14 protein-coding genes are annotated in these 13,540 nt (G+C 60.5%); 8 read left to right on the top strand and 6 right to left on the bottom strand.

Translation table 11 applies throughout. The annotated features are described in order from the left end of the window. The first annotated feature begins 6 nt into the window (after positions 1–6). Positions 7–276, top strand: coding sequence for a response regulator transcription factor (locus tag BMX59_RS14205; RefSeq protein ID WP_092243202.1), 270 nt, complete (start codon positions 7–9; stop codon positions 274–276). Positions 277–334: 58 nt separating this feature from the next. Here BMX59_RS14205 and BMX59_RS14210 read toward each other — a convergent pair whose 3' ends face one another. Beyond that, on the bottom strand, positions 335–613 hold the full coding sequence (locus BMX59_RS14210; RefSeq protein ID WP_003172952.1) for a DUF3509 domain-containing protein: 279 nt from the start codon (positions 611–613) through the stop codon (positions 335–337). Between the two features lie 352 nt (positions 614–965). Here BMX59_RS14210 and BMX59_RS14215 point away from each other — a divergent pair, with 352 nt between their 5' ends. The 5 genes from BMX59_RS14215 to BMX59_RS14235 all read left to right on the top strand — a co-directional run bounded on the left by BMX59_RS14215 (position 966) and on the right by BMX59_RS14235 (position 6,627). After that, on the top strand, positions 966–2,792 hold the full coding sequence (locus tag BMX59_RS14215) for a long-chain-acyl-CoA synthetase (RefSeq protein WP_093122444.1): 1,827 nt from the start codon (positions 966–968) through the stop codon (positions 2,790–2,792). 110 nt (positions 2,793–2,902) lie between these two features. Further along, positions 2,903–3,418, top strand: coding sequence for an ankyrin repeat domain-containing protein (locus BMX59_RS14220; RefSeq protein ID WP_092243208.1), 516 nt, complete (start codon positions 2,903–2,905; stop codon positions 3,416–3,418). 42 nt (positions 3,419–3,460) lie between these two features. Continuing rightward, complete coding sequence (locus BMX59_RS14225) at positions 3,461–3,991, top strand: hypothetical protein (protein ID WP_071492765.1); 531 nt, start codon at positions 3,461–3,463, stop codon at positions 3,989–3,991. Positions 3,992–4,058: 67 nt separating this feature from the next. Continuing rightward, positions 4,059–4,250 carry a PLDc N-terminal domain-containing protein gene (locus BMX59_RS14230; protein WP_003192770.1) on the top strand — a complete coding sequence of 64 codons (192 nt, stop codon included), beginning with the start codon at positions 4,059–4,061 and terminating at the stop codon, positions 4,248–4,250. A gap of 289 nt (positions 4,251–4,539) precedes the next feature. Next, complete coding sequence (locus BMX59_RS14235; RefSeq protein ID WP_071490758.1) at positions 4,540–6,627, top strand: LTA synthase family protein; 2,088 nt, start codon at positions 4,540–4,542, stop codon at positions 6,625–6,627. Between the two features lie 54 nt (positions 6,628–6,681). Here the strand turns inward: BMX59_RS14235 and BMX59_RS14240 are convergent, their stop codons facing one another. Then, a complete protein-coding gene (locus BMX59_RS14240) occupies positions 6,682–6,834 on the bottom strand; it encodes a DUF3309 family protein (protein WP_015885095.1) in 153 nt (50 codons plus the stop codon). Between the two features lie 327 nt (positions 6,835–7,161). Between BMX59_RS14240 and BMX59_RS14245 the strand changes: the two genes are divergently transcribed. Together BMX59_RS14245 and csrA are read left to right on the top strand one after the other, a co-directional pair. Beyond that, positions 7,162–7,977, top strand: coding sequence for an SDR family oxidoreductase (locus BMX59_RS14245; RefSeq protein ID WP_092243211.1), 816 nt, complete (start codon positions 7,162–7,164; stop codon positions 7,975–7,977). Between the two features lie 129 nt (positions 7,978–8,106). Further along, positions 8,107–8,310 (top strand): carbon storage regulator CsrA, encoded by a 204-nt coding sequence (gene csrA, locus BMX59_RS14250; protein WP_092243214.1) that lies wholly within the window; start codon positions 8,107–8,109, stop codon positions 8,308–8,310. Positions 8,311–8,312: 2 nt separating this feature from the next. On the opposite strand, the gene BMX59_RS14255 is transcribed toward csrA, so the two are convergent. The 4 genes from BMX59_RS14255 to BMX59_RS14270 form a co-directional block, all read right to left on the bottom strand. Beyond that, the gene (locus BMX59_RS14255; RefSeq protein WP_003192759.1) at positions 8,313–8,540 is read right to left on the bottom strand and encodes a YheU family protein; all 228 of its coding nucleotides are present in this window, start codon (positions 8,538–8,540) and stop codon (positions 8,313–8,315) included. A 59-nt stretch (positions 8,541–8,599) separates the two neighbouring features. After that, positions 8,600–9,784 carry an osmoprotectant NAGGN system M42 family peptidase gene (locus tag BMX59_RS14260; RefSeq protein ID WP_033900901.1) on the bottom strand — a complete coding sequence of 395 codons (1,185 nt, stop codon included), beginning with the start codon at positions 9,782–9,784 and terminating at the stop codon, positions 8,600–8,602. Between the two features lie 78 nt (positions 9,785–9,862). After that, on the bottom strand, positions 9,863–11,611 hold the full coding sequence (gene ngg, locus BMX59_RS14265; RefSeq protein WP_092243217.1) for an N-acetylglutaminylglutamine synthetase: 1,749 nt from the start codon (positions 11,609–11,611) through the stop codon (positions 9,863–9,865). A gap of 3 nt (positions 11,612–11,614) precedes the next feature. Further along, positions 11,615–13,387 carry an N-acetylglutaminylglutamine amidotransferase gene (locus tag BMX59_RS14270; RefSeq protein ID WP_093122455.1) on the bottom strand — a complete coding sequence of 591 codons (1,773 nt, stop codon included), beginning with the start codon at positions 13,385–13,387 and terminating at the stop codon, positions 11,615–11,617. Positions 13,388–13,540: the final 153 nt, after the last annotated feature.

Raw genomic sequence — 13,540 nt, forward strand, 5'->3', positions numbered from 1 at the left:
GAACTAATGAGTGGCCCCAAGGAATCGTTTCTACCGCCATATTCGGTACCCAATGCAGTCAGGCGACGTTTGAACCTGGCTGGCAAGGCCCTGACTCCGGCGGAGTTGGAAATCCTACGCTGGGCTTCGGAAGGCAAGACCGTCTGGGAGATCAGCCAGATACGCGCCACGTCCGAAGCAACCGTGAAATTCCACCTGCGTAATATCTATTGCAAGCTGCAAGTAACCAATCGGGTACAAGCCGTCAATGAAGCCAGCCGCCAGGGGCTGTGTTGAACCCATGAAAAAGGGCCGCGACGCTCAATGCGTCGCGGCCCTTTTGGGTATTTCAGGCTTAAGCCGAGTGGTAGGTCGGCAAGGCAAAGCGGTTCTGGCTCTGCAGCATCGAAATCTGCGGCAACTCGCTGGCCTGTTCAGCCAGGTCGCGGCGAATGGCGCTGATGACCCAGGTCAGCTGATCGGCAGTGTGCAACTGCTGATAGGAGATCGAACGCTTGACCTGTTTACCTTCGCTGTTGCGCAGGGTCAGCAGGATGCCGCCGTCTGGACGAGGCTGGGTGGTGACATCGTAGTTGGAGAATACTGAAGCGAATTTATCTTGGATCAGGCTCATGTCTATCAGCTCCGTTGGCTCAAGTGGGCAAGCATGGAGAGATAGGTGCAGTGATTGTGCCAGCTAGTGATTTAGATAAATATCGTTATAAATCAATAGCTTATAAAAATACAAAATTTCCGGATTCGTGCAATTTGCATGAATGGCCATCATGCATCCTGCATTTTGCGTTGCCGGGCGCGCTCGGGCAGGTGCCTCACTACTCATAATGACTCTCTCTGCCTGGCTTAATTCCTTTTTTCAGCGTTCGCTTATCGGGATACAAAACTTTTCAAATCCTGCGTGTACAGCCGAAGAGGGCCTGACGTACTTTTCTGCAAGGTTTACGAACAATAAGAAAAAGGACGTTCCCATGCGCCACCCGCAAAACGACATGATCACCTGGGGCTTGATGCTGCGTAAGGTGCCGGCCATTGTTCGTGCTCTGCCTCGGGTGGTGCGCGGCATGCGGGCCGCCAATGTCACCGACCCCGCTCAGCCCTGTGGCCTGGGCTGGCAGTTTGAACAAGCCACCCTGCGCAACCCGGATGGCACAGCCTTGTTGTACGGCGACCGCGTGCTCAGCTACAGCGAAGCCAACCAGCAGGCCAACCGTATTGCCCACCATCTGCAAGCCCAGGGCATCGGCAAGGGCGATGTGGTGGCGATCTTTATCGAAAACCGTCCCGAGTTGCTGCTGAGCGTGCTGGCCGTGGCCAAGCTGGGCGGCGTCTGTGCGATGCTCAATACCGCGCAGACCCAGGCGGCGCTGCTGCACAGCCTCAACCTGGTGAACCCGGTGGCGATTGTGGCCGGTGCGGAATTGGTGGCTTCCTATGACGCGGTACGTGAGCAGGTGGGCATTTCCGCTGAACGCACTTGGTTTGTCGCGGACCAGCAAGCCAATGCGCTGCCCGATGGTTATTGTGACCTGATGGCTGTCAGCGCCGGTGGCCCGGTAGATAACCTGCCGAGTACCGCGCAGATTTTCTTCAACGACCCCTGCTTCTATATCTATACCTCCGGCACCACCGGGCTGCCCAAGGCCGGCATCATGAAACATGGCCGCTGGACCAAGACCGCGATCAGCTTCGGCAGCATTGCGCTGGACATGGGGCCGGAGGATGTTCTTTATTGCACCCTGCCGCTGTACCACGCCACCGGCCTCTGTGTGTGCTGGGGCGCGGCGATTGTCGGGGCGTCCGGGTTCGCTATCCGGCGCAAGTTCAGCGCCAGTCAGTTCTGGGAAGATGCGCGCAGATTCAAGGCGACCACCCTCGGCTACGTCGGCGAACTATGCCGCTACCTGCTCGACCAGCCAGCGGCCGAAAACGACCGTGATCACCGCGTGACCAAGATGGTCGGCAATGGCCTGCGCCCTGGCGTGTGGGCGCAGTTCAAGGCGCGCTACGGCGTGGCGCATGTCTGCGAGTTGTACGCCGCCAGCGACGGCAATATCGGTTTTACCAACATATTGAATTTCGACAACACCGTCGGCTTTTGCCTGCAACACTGGGCGTTGGTGGACTACGCCCACGACACGGGTGAACCGATCCGTGGCGGCGATGGTTTCATGCACAAAGTGAAGACCGGCGGGCAGGGCTTGTTGCTGGCCAGGATCGATGAAAAGTCGCCCTATGACGGTTACACCGACCCGGAAAAAAACCGCAAGGTGATCCTCACGGATGTGTTCGAGAAGGGCGACCGCTACTTCAATACCGGCGACCTAGTGCGCAGCATCGGCTTCGGCCATGCACAGTTCGTCGACCGCCTGGGCGACACCTATCGCTGGAAGGGAGAAAACGTCTCCACCACCGAAGTGGAGAACATCTTGTTGCAACACCCGCAGATCGCTGAAGTCGTGGCCTATGGCGTGGAAATCGAAAACACCAACGGCCGTGCCGGCATGGTCGCCATCACCCCGAGCGAATCGCTGGCTGCCCTGGACATGCGTGAGTTGCTGCAGTTCGCCCACGGCCAGTTGCCGCACTATGCCGTGCCATTGTTCCTGCGGATCAAGGTGAAGATGGAAACCACCGGCACCTTCAAATATCAGAAGGTGCGGCTCAAGGAGGAAGCCTTCGACCCGGACAAGGCGGGCAATGACCCGGTCTACGCCTGGCTGCCGGGGTCGGACAGTTATGTGCCGGTCACCGGGCAATTGCTGGCGCAGATCCAGGCTGGGCATTTTCGTTATTAAAGTAGCGCCATTGATTCTGCCTATGGCCGCTTTTGACAAAAAAGCCATGACAGGGGGGAACTCCCTCGCGACACTGGGCGCCATATAGAGGACCAGACAAGGAGCCCCACATGTCAGACCAAGCCAAACAAATGACTGAAGACGAAGCCGCCGAATTTGCCGAGCAGGTCTTCGACGTTGCCCGCAAAGGCGACGCCGCCATGCTCGCTGCGCTGCTGGCCAAAGGCTTGCCGGCCAACTTGCGCAACCACAACGGCGACACCTTGCTGATGCTCGCGGCTTATCACGGCCATGCCGAGGCAGTAAAAGTGCTGTTGGAGTTCAAGGCCGATCCGCAGATCGCCAACGACAAGAACCAGCTGCCGATGGCCGGTGCAGCGTTCAAGGGCAACCTGGACGTGGTCAAGGCGCTGATCGACGGAGGCGCGCCGGTGGACGCCGCGTCTTCCGACGGCCGTACGGCGTTGATGATGGCGGCGATGTTCAACCGCGTGGAAATGGTCGATTACCTGCTGGGGCAGGGCGCCAACCCCAAGGCCACCGACGCCAATGGCGCCACCGCACTGGCCGCGGCGCAGACCATGGGCGCGGTGGATACGGCGGCGCAGTTGCAGAAACTGGTGTAGGCTACGCGCCCTCAAAAGCCAGCCCGCTACAGGACCATTCTCATGAAAACCGCCCTCGTCGAACTCATCAGCAAAATCAGCGCCGGCGTCATGGGTGAGGACGAGGTGGCGCGCATTGCCGATGAGGCGGCCCAGGCCTACGCCGACCCGGCCGCGTTTCTGGCGGCCAACCCGGATATCAACTACGACGACACCTTCCCCATCCCACTGGGTGAGTGGGTGGTGGTCGGCAGCCTGCCGGACACCGTGCTGTTCCAGGCCGACACCTATGGTGACCTGTTCGCGCAGATCGTCGCGTCGTTCGGCCCGGGCGTTGCGTTCAACCTCAAGCCCAAGCAACTGGCCAAGACCGAAGACCTGACCGCACTCAACCGCATCCAGATCCAGATGAGCGCCCTCAGTCCGGAGGATGGCGGCTATGTGCTGCTCAACTTCAGCCAGCTGCTGGATGACGAGATCCAGGCGGTACTGGTCTACGGCAACGACCTGCCGCGCGTGCTGGAGCTGTGCGCCGAAGTCGGCATCAAGGGCGAACCGTCCCTGGAAGCGCTGAAAGTCGCGGTTCACGTCTGAAATAAAACGGAACCCCCGTCAGGGCTGACTATCCTACAAGGGCATGCCCTCACTTAGGAGCGACACCATGGGTTCCACGTTTAATAGCTTGATCGGGCTGATCATCCTCGCGCTGGATATCTGGGCGATCATCAACGTATTCAAAAGCGGCGCAAGCACGGGCGCCAAGGTGTTGTGGATCTTGTTGATCCTGCTGCTGCCGGTGCTGGGCCTGATCATCTGGGCGATTGCCGGACCACGGGGTAATGTGCGGATCTGATCTCGCACACCACCTGGCAGCTGTCGAACCCTGGTTCGGCAGCTGTCGGGCCACGGCTTTTCCCTTCAATTCATTTTGTGTTTCGAAATATTCGCTGCACAAAATTTTCACATCCCTTCCAAGACAATTCGCCGGCTTTATCTTCCTGCCAAGGCCCTGTCCCAAGAGCCACTAAAGGCGGAGCGCCGGTGCACGTTCAGTAATTAATAGCCTTGCCGCTGTTGATCGGGCACCATTCGCGCCACTGCACTACTTCGTCACTTAAACTTCCAATGGGTCCTGAAACGACATGGCAAACCCGGACGCCCTGAGTCAGCAGCGAGCTTCTAATCGCCTGCTGCAACCGACCGTCAAATCCCATCTGGCGTACACGCTGCTCTGCGCACTGGTCATGATGGTGATGTTCTCCCTGCTGCGCCTGGCGCTGCTGGTGTACAACCGCGAAATGATCCTCGACACGCCGGCCTCGACCTTCCTCGAAGCGTTCGGCAATGGCCTGCGCCTGGATATTCGCCTGGTGATGTACCTGCTGGTCCCGCTGCTGCTGGCCTTGTTCAGCGTCCGCGCCATGGCTGCGCGCGGGTTCTTCCGTTTGTGGCTGACCGTCGCGTCCAGCATCGCCCTGTTCCTGGGCCTGATGGAAATGGACTTCTACCGCGAGTTCCACCAGCGCCTCAACGGCCTGGTCTTCCAATATGTGAAGGAAGACCCGAAGACCGTGATGAGCATGCTCTGGTACGGTTTCCCGGTGGTGCGCTACCTGCTGGCCTGGGCCGTGGGTACGTTGATCCTGAGCATGGCGTTCAAAGGCGCCGACCGCGCCACACGCCCGCGTGGCCCGTTCAGCGGTGGCAGCATCGGTACCCGCCAGGTCGCGCCGTGGTACACGCGCATCGCGGTGTTCGTGGTCTGCCTGCTGATCGCCGTGGTCGCCATCCGTGGCACCCTGCGCCAGGGGCCGCCGCTGCGTTGGGGGGATGTCTACACTACGGATTCGAACTTCGCCAACCAGTTGGGCCTCAACGGCACCTTGTCGCTGATCGCCGCGGCCAAGTCGCGGTTCTCCGAAGATCGCTCCAATATCTGGAAGGCCACCCTCGACCAGCCGCTGGCCACCCAGACCGTGCGTGACATGCTGGTGCTGCCGCAAGAGAAACTGGTGGATACCGACATCGCCGCCGTGCGCCGCGACTACATGCCGCCGGCCGAGAAGACCCTGCCGATCAAGAACGTGGTCGTGATCCTCATGGAAAGCTTCGCCGGTCACTCGGTCGGCGCCTTGGGTCGTCCGGGCAACATCACGCCGTACTTCGACAAACTGTCCAAGGAAGGCCTGCTGTTCGACCGTTTCTTCTCCAACGGCACCCATACCCACCAGGGTATGTTCGCCACCATGGCGTGCTTCCCGAACCTGCCGGGCTTCGAATACCTGATGCAGACCCCGGAAGGCAGCCACAAGCTGTCGGGCCTGCCGCAGTTGCTCAGCGCGCGCAAGTTTGACGACGTGTATGTGTACAACGGCGATTTCGCCTGGGACAACCAGTCGGGCTTTTTCAGCAACCAGGGCATGACCAACTTCATCGGTCGCAATGACTTCGTCGATCCGGTGTTCTCCGACCCGACGTGGGGTGTGTCTGACCAGGATATGTTCAACCGTGGCCTGGAAGAGCTCAAGGCGCGTGAAGGTGGCAAGCCCTTCTATGCGTTGCTGCAAACCCTGTCCAACCACACGCCGTACGCGTTGCCGACGCCATTGCCAGTTGAGAAAGTCACCGACCGTGGCAGCCTCAACGAGCATTTGACCGCCATGCGCTACTCCGACTGGGCCCTGGGCCAGTTCTTTGAGAAGGCCCGCAAGGAGCCTTACTTCAAGGAAACCCTGTTCGTCATCGTGGGTGACCATGGCTTCGGCAACGAGCAGCAGATCACCGAAATGGACCTGGGCCGTTTCAACGTGCCGATGCTGATGATCGCGCCAGGCATGCAGGAAAAGTTCGGCGAGCGTGACCACACCGTGGGCACCCAGATCGACATCGTGCCAACCATCATGGGGCGCCTGGGTGGCGATACCCTGCACCAGTGCTGGGGCCGTGACCTGTTGAACCTGCCGGAAGGCGATAAGGGTTTTGGTGTGATCAAGCCATCGGGCAGCGATCAAACCGTGGCATTGGTGACGGCAGATCGCATTCTGGTGCTGCCGAAGGAAATGCCACCGAAGTTGTGGGAATACGAACTGGGCGCCAACCCAACCGGTAAAGTGATCCCCGAGTCGCCGGACGAGGCGGCACTGAAGCAGAAACTCGAGTCGTTCCTGCAGACCGCTACCAAGAGCCTGTTGGATAACACCGCAGGTGTGGTCAACGGCAAGCCGGACTAATTAACCGGCCATAAAAAAGAGGCCCTTTAAAGGGCCTCTTTTTTTGCCTGGCGTTTATATACGCCCAAGCAACAACAGCACCAGCAGCACCACCAGGACAACGCCCAGGATACCCGACGGGCCATAACCCCAATTACGTGAGTGAGGGAACACTGGCAGACCGCCGACCAGCAGGAGGATCAAGATAATGATCAGAATGAGGCTCATGGTTTTTTTCCTTATTGGCCTTCTGCAAAGACCGGTTGTTTAACGATAGGCCCGCATATTAAAGACAGACGCCTTAACAACTCCGACTATGCTTCTTCGCAGAAAATTCAGTATTTTTTTAAAGCATTTCGCACACAGGCTTATTTCTTTTAATGCGCTCGCAACTAAACCTGTTAGTTGAAAAATATTGAACTTAGGCTATACGCAAACATCCGACCCGGCCCACGGTTTGCCAGGGGCATTCATCACTCTGATGGTGGGTGGGTGTAGGAAAAACCTTCGCTACACTGCCGGTCACTTCTTCCGTGAACCACAAGGCAACTTTCTATGCAAAATCGCATGATGATCACTGGCGCCGGGTCCGGCCTGGGTCGTGAAATCGCTCTGCGCTGGGCCCGTGAGGGCTGGCAGTTGGCCTTGTCGGACGTGAGCGAGCCCGGCCTGCAGGAAACCCTCAGGCTGGTGCGCGAGGCCGGTGGCGAAGGTTTTATCCAGCGCTGCGACGTGCGCGACTACAGCCAGCTCACCGCGTTTGCCCAGGCCTGTGAGGTCAAGCTGGGCGGTATCGATGTGATCGTCAACAACGCAGGCGTGGCGTCAGGCGGTTTCTTTGCCGAGTTGTCCCTGGAGGACTGGGACTGGCAGATCGCAATCAACCTGATGGGCGTGGTCAAGGGCTGCAAGGCGTTCCTGCCGCTGTTGGAAAAGAGCAAGGGCCGCATCATCAACATCGCCTCCATGGCCGCGCTGATGCAGGGGCCGGCCATGAGCAACTACAACGTAGCCAAGGCGGGTGTGGTGGCGTTGTCGGAGAGTCTGCTGGTGGAGCTCAAGCAGCAGGAAATCGGTGTGCATGTGGTGTGCCCATCGTTCTTCCAGACCAATCTGCTGGATTCCTTCCGTGGGCCGACCCCGGCCATGAAGGCCCAGGTGGGCAAGTTGCTGGAAAGTTCGCCGATTTCGGCGGCGGATATCGCCGATTACATCTACCAGCGGGTCGCGGAAGGTGAGTTCATGATCCTGCCCCACGAACAGGGGCGCGTGGCATGGGCGTTGAAGCAAAAGAACCCGCAGTTGTTGTATGACGAAATGACCAGCATGGCCGACAAAATGCGCGCCAAGGCACAGGCCGTCAAAGGCTGACCGGGAAGTGGTCTGTCAGGCATTTTACCTACACATGTAAGTAGTGCCTGATTTCACGGCAAGCCATTGATGCACACCACAGCCTGCGCGCATGGTCGAGGTCCTTTCACTGTTAAAAGGACAACCGCCATGCTGGTTCTAAGCCGCGCCATAGGCGAAGTCATCTCCATTGGCGATGACATCGCCGTGCATATCCTCGAGTTGAACGGTACCCAGGTGAAGTTTGGCGTTGAAGCGCCGGCCGGGGTGCATGTACATCGCGCGGAGGTGCATCAGAAAATCCGCGAGCGCCAGGCCGCCAGCACCCATCCGGTGCCGGTGCCCAATCTCTGACGTCAGTCGAACAGATGCTTGGGCACGTCGTGCTTGAGCATCAACTGGCACTGCTCGCTTTCCGGGTCGAACACGATCAGCGCCTGGCCCTTGGTCAGTGCCTGGCGCACGCGCAGTACGCGGGTTTCCAGCGGCGTGTCATCGCCATTGTCGGTGCCGTCGCGGGTCACGAAGTCTTCGATCAGGCGTGTGAGCGTGTCGACTTCAAGTGCATCGTAGGGAATCAGCATACAAGCCTCGGGTGATGGATCCCGGCGATCCTACTGCGCCGGGACCGTAGTTGCCAGTCTCAGGACTTGTTGCCCACCAGGCTATCCACCGACGGCACTCGCGTGTCGCTTTCCATCTGCGTCTCGTGCTCGATCTGGTGACTGAACCGGTCCAGGGAACCCTGTGCCGGTTGCGCGTCGCTGGCGAACACGGGCGGGCTGAGAATGTAGGCGCCCAATAGACGACTCAGCGCCGCCAGACTGTCGATATGCGTGCGCTCGTAACCGTGGGTCGCATCGCAGCCGAACGCCAGCAACGCGGTGCGGATGTCGTGGCCGGCGGTGACGGCCGAGTGCGCGTCGCTGAAGTAGTAGCGGAACAAATCGCGGCGCACTGGTAACTCATTGTCCGACGCCAGGCGCAGCAAATGCCGCGACAGGTGATAGTCGTATGGCCCGCCGGAATCCTGCATCGCCACGCTCACCGCATGCTCGCTGGAGTGCTGGCCGGGGGCGACCGGGGCGATGTCGATGCCGACGAACTCACTGACGTCCCAGGGCAGCGCGGCCGCTGCGCCACTGCCGGTTTCCTCGGTGATGGTGAACAGCGGATGGCAGTCGATCAGCAACGGCTCGCCACTGTCGACGATGGCCTTGAGCGCGGCCAGCAGCGCGGCAACGCCGGCTTTGTCGTCCAGGTGCCGGGCACTGATGTGCCCGCTCTCGGTGAACTCCGGCAGCGGGTCGAAGGCGACATAGTCACCGATGCCAATGCCCAGGGAATCGCAGTCGGCACGGGTGGCGCAGTAGGCATCCAGGCGCAATTCCACATGGTCCCAGCTCACCGGCATTTCATCCACGGCGGTATTGAACGCATGCCCGGAGGCCATCAACGGCAACACACTGCCACGGATCACGCCGTTATCGGTAAACAGGCTGACGCGGCTGCCTTCGGCAAAGCGGCTCGACCAGCAACCCACCGGCGCCAGGCTCAAGCGGCCATTGTCTTTGATGGCGCGCACGGCGGCGCCAATGGTGTCCAAGTGTGCTGATACCGCACGATCGGGGCTGTTTTTCTGGCCCTTGAGGGTGGCGCGGATGGTGCCGCGCCGGGTCATTTCAAAGGGGATGCCCAGCTCTTCCAGGCGCTCGGCGACGTAGCGCACGATGGTGTCGGTAAATCCGGTGGGGCTGGGAATGGCGAGCATTTCCAGCAGCACTTTTTGCAGGTAGTTCAGATCCGGTTCGGGGATGTTTCGGCTCATAAAGACTCCTGATGAGGTGTGGCGAGCAGCCGTGTTGTGGCTAGCTGGCTCACCACAAGAGGTCCCCTGGTCACAGGGTTATTGAGTAGCAGGCTGGCTGTGGGGAAACAACAAATCCACAAACTTCTCCGCGGTCGGTTGCGGCTCATGATTGGCCAGGCCGGCCCGTTCGTTGGCTTCGATAAACACGTACTCGGGTTGATCGGCGGCGGGCACCATCAGGTCCAGGCCCACCATGGGAATATCCAAGGCGCGGGCGGCGCGCACGGCGGCGTCCACCAGCGTGGGGTGGAGGATGGCGGTGACGTCTTCCAGGCAACCACCGGTATGCAGGTTGGCGGTGCGGCGCACGGCCAGGGTCTGGCCACGGGGCAGGATGCTGCTGTAGTCATAGCCAGCGGCTTTCAGTGTGCGTTCGGTCTCACCATCCAGAGGAATTTTACTTTCACCATCGGTAGCGGCCTGGCGACGGCGGCTCTGGGCTTCGATCAATGCGCCAATGGAGTGATGACCGTCACCGGTGACTTCCGCAGGACGGCGGATCGCGGCGGCCACCACCTCGAAACCGATGACCAGGATGCGCAGGTCCAGGCCTTCGTGAAAGCTTTCCAGCAACACACGGCTGTCGAACTGCCGCGCCGCTTCAATGGCTTGCTGCACCTCTTCGATACTTTGCAGATCCACGGCGACGCCCTGACCCTGCTCGCCATCCAGCGGCTTGACCACGATGCGCTGGTGCTCATCGAGGAACTCCAGGTTGTCATCCGCGCTGCCCGCCAGTTGCTGCGAGGGTACTTTCAAACCGGCGGCCTTCAGCACTTTGTGCGTCAGGCTTTTGTCCTGGCACAAGGTCATGCTGATCGAGCTGGTCAGGTCGCTCAAGGACTCACGGCAACGCACACGGCGCCCGCCATGGCTCAGGGTGAACAGCCCGGCATCGGCGTCATCCACCTGTACATCGATACCGCGCCGATGGGCTTCCTCGACGATGATCCGCGCATAGGGGTTGAACCCCGCCTGCGGGCCAGGGCCGAGGAACAACGGTTGGTTGATCCCATTCTTGCGCTTGATCGCAAAGGTGGTCAGCGCGCGAAAACCGAGCTTGGCGTAGAGGTTCTTGGCCTGGCGGTTATTGTGCAGCACCGACAGGTCCAGGTAGCTCAGGCCACGGCTCATGAAGTGCTCCACCAAGTGACGCACCAGCACTTCGCCCACGCCGGGGCGCGTGCACAGCGGGTCGACTGCCAGGCACCACAGGCTGCAACCGTTTTCCGGGTCATGAAACGCCTTCTGGTGATTCAGCCCCATCACGCTGCCGATCACCGCGCCGCTGTCTTCATCTTCCGCCAGCCAGTACACCGGGCCGCCCTGATGGCGCGGCGTGAGGCGCTCGGCGTCGACCGGCAACATGCCGCGCCCCTGGTACAGCTGGTTCACCGCCAGCCAATCGGCCTCCGTCTGCACCCGCCGGATGCGGAAGCCGCGAAACACCCGGGTAGCCGGGCGGTAGTCGCTGAACCACAGGCGCAGCGTGTCGGAGGGGTCGAGAAACAGCTGCTGGGGATCGATGCCCAGGATCTGCTGGGGCGCCGCCACGTACAGGGCAATGTCACGCTCACCCGGCTGCTCATGGAGCAGTTCCTGGGCCAGGCTGGCCGGGTCGGGAAAGGTATGCCCGATCAGCAACCGGCCCCAGCCGCAATGCACCGCAATCGGCTCGGCGGCCAATGGGCTGCCGTCTTCCGCCAGGCGCGCCTGCAGGCGCTCGTAGGTCGGCGCCTGGCCCTTGATCAAGCGTTGGCTATAGGCCGCTGCGAGAGGTTTCATCAATCAGATTCCTTGTTCGCTGAGCCACAGGTTCAGCGCTGCCAGTTGCCACAGCTTGGAGCCACGCAACGGCGTCAATTGGCCCTGCGGGTCGGTCAACAAGCGGTCCAGCGCGGCGGGGTTGAACAGGCCGCGATCCTGGCTCGGGTCGAGCAGCAGTTCGCGTACCCAGTTCAAGGTATCGCCCTGCAAGTGCTTGAGGCCTGGCACCGGGAAGTAACCCTTCTTGCGGTCGATGACTTCGCTCGGAATGACCCGGCGCGCCGCTTCTTTCAGCACTTGCTTGCCGCCATCGGGCAACTTGAATTTACCTGGCACGCGGGCCGACAGCTCCACCAGGCGGTAGTCCAGGAACGGCGTGCGCGCTTCCAGGCCCCAGGCCATGGTCATGTTGTCGACGCGTTTGACCGGGTCGTCCACCAGCATCACCGTGCTGTCCAGGCGCAGGGCCTTGTCCACCGCCGCATCGGCGCCGGGCATGGCGAAATGTTCGCGCACGAAATCGCCAGCCGCGTCGTTGGCGGTCAGCCATTTGGGCGCGACAGTGGCGGCATAGTCGTCGTAGCTGCGGTCAAAAAATGCATCGCGATAAGCCATATAGGGATCGGCGGCACCGTCGACCTGCGGGTACCAGTGGTAACCGGCGAACAACTCATCGGCGCCCTGGCCGCTTTGCACTACCTTGCAGTGCTTGGCCACTTCCCGCGACAGCAGGTAGAAGGCGATGCAGTCATGGCTGACCATCGGCTCGCTCATGGCGCGAAACGCCGCTGGCAGTTGTTCGATGATCTCGCTTTCGGCGATGCGCAATTGGTGGTGGCGCGTACCGTAGTGTCTGGCGATCAGGTCCGAGTACTGGAACTCGTTGCCGGCCTCGCCACCGGCGTCTTCAAAGCCGATGGAAAAGGTCGACAAATCCTGTACGCCGACTTCACGCAGCAGGCCGACGAGCATGCTCGAATCGACCCCACCGGAGAGCAGCACACCCACATCCACCGCGGCACGTTGACGGATGGCCACGGCTTCGCGAGTGCTGTCGAGCACGCGGTCGGTCCAGTCTTCCAGGCTCAGGTGTTTTTCATCTTCGCGCGGGCCGTAGGGCAGGGTCCACCAGGTTTGCTGTTTAGTCTTGCCGCTGGCATCGATACGCATCCAGCTGGCCGGCGGCAGTTTTTCGATGCCCGCCAGCAAGGTGCGTGGTGCCGGCACCACCGCATGGAAATTCAGGTAGTGATTCAGGGCTACCGGATCGAGGATCGGGTTGATATCGCCGCCCTTGAGCAGCGCCGGAAGGGCCGAGGCAAAGCGCAGGCGCTGGCCGGTGCGCGACAGGTACAACGGCTTCACGCCGAGGCGGTCGCGGGCGATGAACAGGCGCTGGGCATCACGTTCCCAGATGGCGAAGGCAAACATGCCGTTGAGCTTGGGCAACAGTGCCTCACCCCAGGCGTGGTAACCCTTGAGCAACACTTCGGTGTCGCCGCCGGAATAGAAGGCGTAACCCAGGGCTTCCAGCTCTTCGCGCAATTCCGGGAAGTTATAGATCGCACCGTTGAAGGCCAGGCTCAGGCCCAGGTGCGAATCGACCATCGGTTGGGCCGAGCCGTCCGACAGGTCCATGATTTTCAGGCGCCGATGGCCCAGGGCAATCGGCCCCTGGGCATGAAAGCCCCAGGCGTCGGGGCCTCGCGGGGCCAGGTGATGGGTGATGCGTTCAATCGCCGCCAGGTCGGCAGGTTGGGCATCGAAACGTAATTCTCCAGCTAATCCGCACATAAATTCCTTACCGGTTTTTCCGTTGGGGAGCATAAAACTCAATACGCCCAAAAGGGCGCGTACCCAGAAACTGACACGGGGCTATTCGTGGAGTTTTAGATCAATCGGTTATAAGCGGAATGGGTCTTTCGTAAGGCGGTATACAAATACCCG

The organism is Pseudomonas sp. NFR09, assembly GCF_900111535.1.
In the GTDB taxonomy this organism is placed as follows: Bacteria; Pseudomonadota; Gammaproteobacteria; order Pseudomonadales; family Pseudomonadaceae; genus Aquipseudomonas; species Aquipseudomonas extremorientalis.

Excerpts from the sequence above, each read along its gene's own strand:
- BMX59_RS14205 (WP_092243202.1), top strand. The coding sequence starts at position 7 with ATGAGTGGCCCCAAGGAATCGTTTCTACCGCCATATTCGGTACCCAAT.
- BMX59_RS14210 (WP_003172952.1), bottom strand. The coding sequence starts at position 613 with ATGAGCCTGATCCAAGATAAATTCGCTTCAGTATTCTCCAACTACGAT.
- BMX59_RS14215 (WP_093122444.1), top strand. The coding sequence starts at position 966 with ATGCGCCACCCGCAAAACGACATGATCACCTGGGGCTTGATGCTGCGT.
- BMX59_RS14220 (WP_092243208.1), top strand. The coding sequence starts at position 2,903 with ATGTCAGACCAAGCCAAACAAATGACTGAAGACGAAGCCGCCGAATTT.
- BMX59_RS14225 (WP_071492765.1), top strand. The coding sequence starts at position 3,461 with ATGAAAACCGCCCTCGTCGAACTCATCAGCAAAATCAGCGCCGGCGTC.
- BMX59_RS14230 (WP_003192770.1), top strand. The coding sequence starts at position 4,059 with ATGGGTTCCACGTTTAATAGCTTGATCGGGCTGATCATCCTCGCGCTG.
- BMX59_RS14235 (WP_071490758.1), top strand. The coding sequence starts at position 4,540 with ATGGCAAACCCGGACGCCCTGAGTCAGCAGCGAGCTTCTAATCGCCTG.
- BMX59_RS14240 (WP_015885095.1), bottom strand. The coding sequence starts at position 6,834 with ATGAGCCTCATTCTGATCATTATCTTGATCCTCCTGCTGGTCGGCGGT.
- BMX59_RS14245 (WP_092243211.1), top strand. The coding sequence starts at position 7,162 with ATGCAAAATCGCATGATGATCACTGGCGCCGGGTCCGGCCTGGGTCGT.
- csrA (WP_092243214.1), top strand. The coding sequence starts at position 8,107 with ATGCTGGTTCTAAGCCGCGCCATAGGCGAAGTCATCTCCATTGGCGAT.
- BMX59_RS14255 (WP_003192759.1), bottom strand. The coding sequence starts at position 8,540 with ATGCTGATTCCCTACGATGCACTTGAAGTCGACACGCTCACACGCCTG.
- BMX59_RS14260 (WP_033900901.1), bottom strand. The coding sequence starts at position 9,784 with ATGAGCCGAAACATCCCCGAACCGGATCTGAACTACCTGCAAAAAGTG.
- ngg (WP_092243217.1), bottom strand. The coding sequence starts at position 11,611 with ATGAAACCTCTCGCAGCGGCCTATAGCCAACGCTTGATCAAGGGCCAG.
- BMX59_RS14270 (WP_093122455.1), bottom strand. The coding sequence starts at position 13,387 with ATGTGCGGATTAGCTGGAGAATTACGTTTCGATGCCCAACCTGCCGAC.